The sequence below is a fragment of the Dietzia sp. genome, from assembly GCF_036741115.1.
Taxonomy (GTDB): domain Bacteria; phylum Actinomycetota; class Actinomycetes; order Mycobacteriales; family Mycobacteriaceae; genus Dietzia.
Genome location: NZ_DAINST010000010.1, coordinates 28,624 through 33,622, shown reverse-complemented (window position 1 = coordinate 33,622; position 4,999 = coordinate 28,624). Strand labels below are relative to the sequence as shown.

The 4,999-nt window shown below is 69.3% G+C and carries 4 protein-coding genes; 3 read left to right on the top strand and 1 reads right to left on the bottom strand.

Going from position 1 to position 4,999, the window contains the following annotated elements:
• A partial coding sequence (locus V7E05_RS03030; RefSeq protein WP_333618195.1) for a M48 metallopeptidase family protein occupies positions 1-667 on the top strand: 667 nt, incomplete at its 5' end.
• A gap of 15 nt (positions 668-682) precedes the next feature.
• Here V7E05_RS03030 and V7E05_RS03025 read toward each other — a convergent pair.
• On the bottom strand, positions 683-2,320 hold the full coding sequence (locus tag V7E05_RS03025) for a zinc-dependent metalloprotease (RefSeq protein ID WP_333618194.1): 1,638 nt from the start codon (positions 2,318-2,320) through the stop codon (positions 683-685).
• Between the two features lie 250 nt (positions 2,321-2,570).
• Between V7E05_RS03025 and V7E05_RS03020 the strand changes: the two genes are divergently transcribed.
• Both V7E05_RS03020 and V7E05_RS03015 read left to right on the top strand, forming a co-directional pair.
• Complete coding sequence (locus V7E05_RS03020) at positions 2,571-3,713, top strand: YlbL family protein (RefSeq protein ID WP_333618193.1); 1,143 nt, start codon at positions 2,571-2,573, stop codon at positions 3,711-3,713.
• Positions 3,714-4,016: 303 nt separating this feature from the next.
• Positions 4,017-4,999, top strand: a 983-nt coding sequence (locus V7E05_RS03015; protein WP_333618192.1) for a UPF0182 family protein, incomplete at its 3' end; no start/stop codon positions are given.

Genomic DNA, 4,999 nt, shown 5'->3' with positions numbered 1-4,999 from the left:
CACCCACGCCGCGCCCCTCGACCTCCCGGAATCCGCACCCGATCCGTTCCCCGGCGGCTTCCCGTCGGACCCCGACGACCCGGCGGTGGAGATCGTTCGCTCGGCCAAGCGCAAGCGGACGGTCTCGGCGAGCGTGCGCGACGGGCGCGTCGTGGTGCGGGTTCCTGCGGGCCTTCGGCAGGCGGAGGAGCGCAAGCACGTGCTCAAGATGCTCTCGAGTCTCGCGCGCAAACACGGCACCTCGAATACCAGGAACTCGGACGCCTACCTGCGCAGACGCGCCCGCGAGCTCGCGGAGAAATGGCTGGACACCCCGGGCTCGATGCCGGTGATCGACGACCTCGCCTCGATCACATGGGTCGCCCCGATGAGCACCCGCTGGGCCTCGTGCACGCCGCGCACCGGCAGGATCCGCGTGAGCTCCTCACTGCAGCGCGCGCCCGGTTACGTCCTCGACTACATCCTTGTCCACGAGCTCGCGCACCTGCGCTCGCCCGGCCACGACTCCACGTTCTGGCGCCGCGTGGGCAGGTACCCCCACACCGAGCGCGCGCACGGTTTCCTCCAGGCGTGGTCCCTCTTCGGGAATGACGCCGGGCGTGCCGCGCCCGACATGACGGCCGCGGAACCCGACTACGGCTGGGACGAAGGCCCGGGGGAGGGCTAGCCCGGCCGCTCGGTTCTAGCGCGAGTCGGTTCCGCTCGGGTCGCCGCCGTCGGAGTCGTCGGTCGTGCCCGAGCCGTCGGTTCCGTCCGTGCCGCCCGAGCCGTCCGTTGCGCCCGAATCGTTCTGTCCGCCCTTGGGCGCCTCGCCCGCCTGCTCGCGGAGGAAGTTCTCGATCTCCTCGAACGGGTCGACGCTCTCGCTCGAGCTCTTGCTTCCGTCGGCCGCGGAACCGCCGGCGATCTTCGAAGCCTCCTCGTCGGCGGCGAGAAGCCGGTCGATGACGGCAGCGGGGTTGGTGATGTCCTCGGCGCCAGGCAGCAAGTCCGGGTGGGACCACAGGCGGTCGCGGTCGGTGGTGCCCACGGCATCGGTGATCCGCTGCCACATCGTCGCTGCCTCGCGCGCCATGCGGGGGCGCATCTCGAGGCCGACGAGCTGGGCGAACGTCTTCTCCGCGGCCCCGCCGGTGGCGCGGCGACGGATCCAGGTCTCGCGCAACGCGGAGGAGGACGGCAGGCGATCGTCGATGGCCGTCGTCACCACCACGTCCACCCACCCCTCGACGAGGGCGAGCATCGTTTCGAGCCGGTGCGCGGCCTGCTCGTTGACGTTCGAGATCTTCGGCCCGATATCGCCACCGCCGAGCAGCTCCTGCATCTTCTGCGGGTCGGAGAGGATCGACGGGTCGAGGCCGCCGCCGAGCTTGCCGGCGAGATCGTCGATGGAGGAGGTGTCGATGCGGATGCCGCGCGCGTACTCCTCGATGGTCGAGACCATGCGGCTGCGCAGCCACGGCGCCGCCGCGTACAGCCGCACGTGCGCGGCTTCGCGGAGCGCGCAGAACACCATGACCTCCTGTGCCGGCAGCTCGAGCTCCTTCGCGAACTCCGATATCGCCGCAGGCAGGAGCGCCGCGGTGCCATCGGGCGCGAAAGGGATGCCGATCTCGGAGGAGAACAGCACCTCGGGCGCGAGCGCCGCGAGGCCCTGGCCGAGCTGCATGCCGAAGCCCGCCTGCCCTGCGGACTGGAGCATCGACAGCAGCGGACCGGCGGCCTTGCGCGCCTCCTCGGGCATCGACTGCATCGACGCCTCGTTGACGTGCTCGGCGAGCGGGCTCGCCACGTCCTTCCAGGTCGGAAGTGACTTCTGCACCCAGGTTCGTGGCGTCCACGCCTCGGTGAGGTGCGCCGCGACGGGGAACTCCGTGGTGTCGTCCAGCCACAGCTCGGCAAGGCGCAATGCCTCTGTGACGGCGGAGGTCTGCTTCTCCGTGGCGTGCGTGTCCTTCGACACAGCCCCGAGAGCGACCTGTTCCGCGAGCTTGTAGTTGATGGGGCCGTCGCCACCCGAGTTGATGGCGCTGCCCACGTTCCCGAGCATCTGGCCGAACTGGTTGAGCAGCGCGCCGAGGTCGCCGGGGAAGCCGCTCTGGCCGCTGCCGCCGGCACCGCCCGCTCCGCCTGCGCCCGGGAACGCGAAACCGAAATCGAAGCCACCGTTGCCGGAGTTGCCGCCGGACCCGCCCTGGCCGGACCCGCCCTGGCTGGCGGAGGAGTCGCCGGAGTTCCCGGAGTCGCCGCCCTTGCCCTTGTTGCTGTCGTGATCGTCGCGGTCGTCGCCGGAAGCCGAAAATCCGAATGGCTGGTTCATGCCCTCACGCTACCCGCGCGCGGCGCGCCGAATCACCCGCAGACGGCGGTGTTCGCGCTCGGCGTAATCGCCGAGTGCGCACCGTGGCGCCAGCGGTGTTGCCGCCGCGCGGGGTGGTTGCGCGGCGGCACGCGAAGAGATCGGAGCGAACCCTCGCACGGCTTCCGAGGGAGCGCTCCCGCACGACATCCGGCTGCGGAACCGCACGTGGTCCCACTGTCCCGCGGGGACGGCGATTAGGCTTGTCCGGGTGAGCCGTAGATTCAGCACCCTTCTCGTCGCCGTCGTGGTGCTCGCCGTGGGTGCAATTCTAGCGCTCACGGTGCCCGTCCCCCTCGTCGCGCTCGGGCCCGGCCCGGTCTTCGACACGCTCGGCTCGGTCGAGGTGCCGGAGGAGACCGCGGATTCCGCGGGCGGCGCGCAGGGCGGGACCGATCCCGGCGACGGAGGCACGGTCACCCGCCCCATCGTGGAGATCACCGGCGCGGAGGCGGACGAGACCGACGGGGTCCTCGACATGACCACCGTCGCGGTGCGCCAGAACCTGCGCATCACCGACGCGATCGCCTACTGGCTCGACCCGGAGCAGGACGTCGTCCCGCGCGATCAGGTGTTCCCGCCCGACCAGACGCAGGAGCAGGTCGACCAGCAGAATGCCGATCAGATGATCGGCTCGGAGAATTCCGCGGCCGCTGCGGCTTTCCACCACCTCAAGCTGCCCATGGTCCCCACGGTGCAGGGCGTCGCCGACGACGGCGCGGCCTCCGGTGTCCTCGAGGAGGGCGACAAGATCACCTCGGTCGATGGCGCCGCGACCCCGGACTCGCGGTCGTTCGTCGACGCCATCGCCGCGAAGCACCCCGGGGACTCGGTGGACATCGCGTTCGATCGTCCGAACACCGGGACGGATGGGAAGACCACGGAGTCGAAGGACGCGAAGGTCAAGCTCAAGCCCGGCGATCCCGCGCAGGGGCTCGAGGCGGACCAGGGCTACCTCGGAGTGGTGGTCGGCGACCTCCCCGCCAACGGCACGGGCGTCAAGATCAACCTCGCCGATGAGGTCGGCGGGCCGAGCGCCGGACTCATGTTCGCGCTCTCCATCTTCGACAAGCTCAGTCCCGGCGAGCTCACCGGCGGCCGCCACATCGCTGGCACGGGCGAGATCTCTGCCGACGGAAAGGTCGGCCCCATCGGGGGGATCCCGCACAAGATCTCGGCGGCCAAAGACGACGGCGCCACCACGTTCCTCGTGCCGTCGGCGAACTGTGCCGAGGCCGCGGCGAACCCGCCGGAAGGCATCGATCTCGTCGACGTGGACTCGCTGGATTCCGCGATCTCCGCGCTCGAGACCATCGACTCCGGCGGCCCGCCGAAGCTCTGCGCGACGCCGTAGGTCGCGCCGCTCCGGTGTCGCCGCGCGCCGGCACTGCCGCTGGGCGGCGCCCCGTCCCACGCGCATCCAGCCCACGCGCTTGCGACCCACGTGAGGGGGTGGGCGGGGACGGGGAGGGCACATCTTGCGTCATGCACGCCGCGGCGTCCGTCGTCATATCCGTAAAGTGAAGGCACTGTAGGAAATCCCAGGTGCCAGATCATTCCGCCTCGTTGCGGGGCGCGGGCACCTGAATGTTGTGAAGGGATCGCCTTGCGATTCGGTAATTCCCAAGAGCCCAGGGGCCCCGTCGGACCGCGCCAGGTGGCGCCGTTGTCGCGGCGGGCGAAGATCATCCTGGCGGCCATCATCATCGTCCTGGTGCTTCTCCAGGTCATTCCGCGCCTCAACACCACGTACACCGAATTCTTGTGGTTCGGATCGGTCGATGCGACCCAGGTGTTCCGCACGGAGGTGCTCACGCGACTCGCGCTGTTCCTCGTGGTGGCTGTGCTGGTCGCGGCGACGATCATCGGGACGGCCGTGCTCGCGCACCGCAAGCGCCCGATTCTAGTCAAGGGGCCGGGGCAAGAGGCGCTGGCCCGCTACCAGAATATCGTCGAGTCGACGAGCTGGTGGCTCCTCATCCTCCCGCCCGTGCTCATCGGGCTCCTCGCCGGACTGTTCGCGCAGGGTCAGTGGCAGACCGCGATCGCGTTCTTCAATTCCACGTCGTTCGGCATCCAGGACCCGCAGTTCGGGATCGACATTTCGTTCTACGCGTTCAAGCTGGGATTCCTGCGCTTCGTGCTCACGTGGATCATGGTCCTGCTCGTGCTGGCGCTCCTCACCGCGGCGCTCACGCACTACGTCTTCGGAGGCATCCGTTTCGGCTCGAACGACGGCGTGTTCTCCCGGGCCGCGCGAATTCACCTCGCGGTGCTCGCCGGGCTCTTCGTGCTCGCGAAGGCCGCGGGCTACTGGTTCGACCGCTACGAACTCATGTACTCGCAGGGCAGCACATTCACCGGCGCCGGCTATACGGATGTCAATGCCGTGATGCCCGCGAAGATCTTCCTCTTCGCAGTATCGATCCTGTGCGCCATCGCGTTCTTCATGGCCATCGTGGTGCGGGATCTGCGCATCCCCGCCATTGCGACCGTGCTGCTCGTGTTCTCTGCCGGAGTCGTGGGCACTGTGTACCCGCTGCTGGTCGAGCAGTTCTCCGTCAACCCGAATAGGGCGGAGAAGGAACGGGAGTACATCGATCGCAACATCGCCGCGACCCGCGACGCCTTCTCGGTGGG

Coding starts and splice junctions, on each gene's coding strand:
- V7E05_RS03025 (WP_333618194.1), bottom strand. CDS start 2,320: ATGAACCAGCCATTCGGATTTTCGGCTTCCGGCGACGACCGCGACGAT.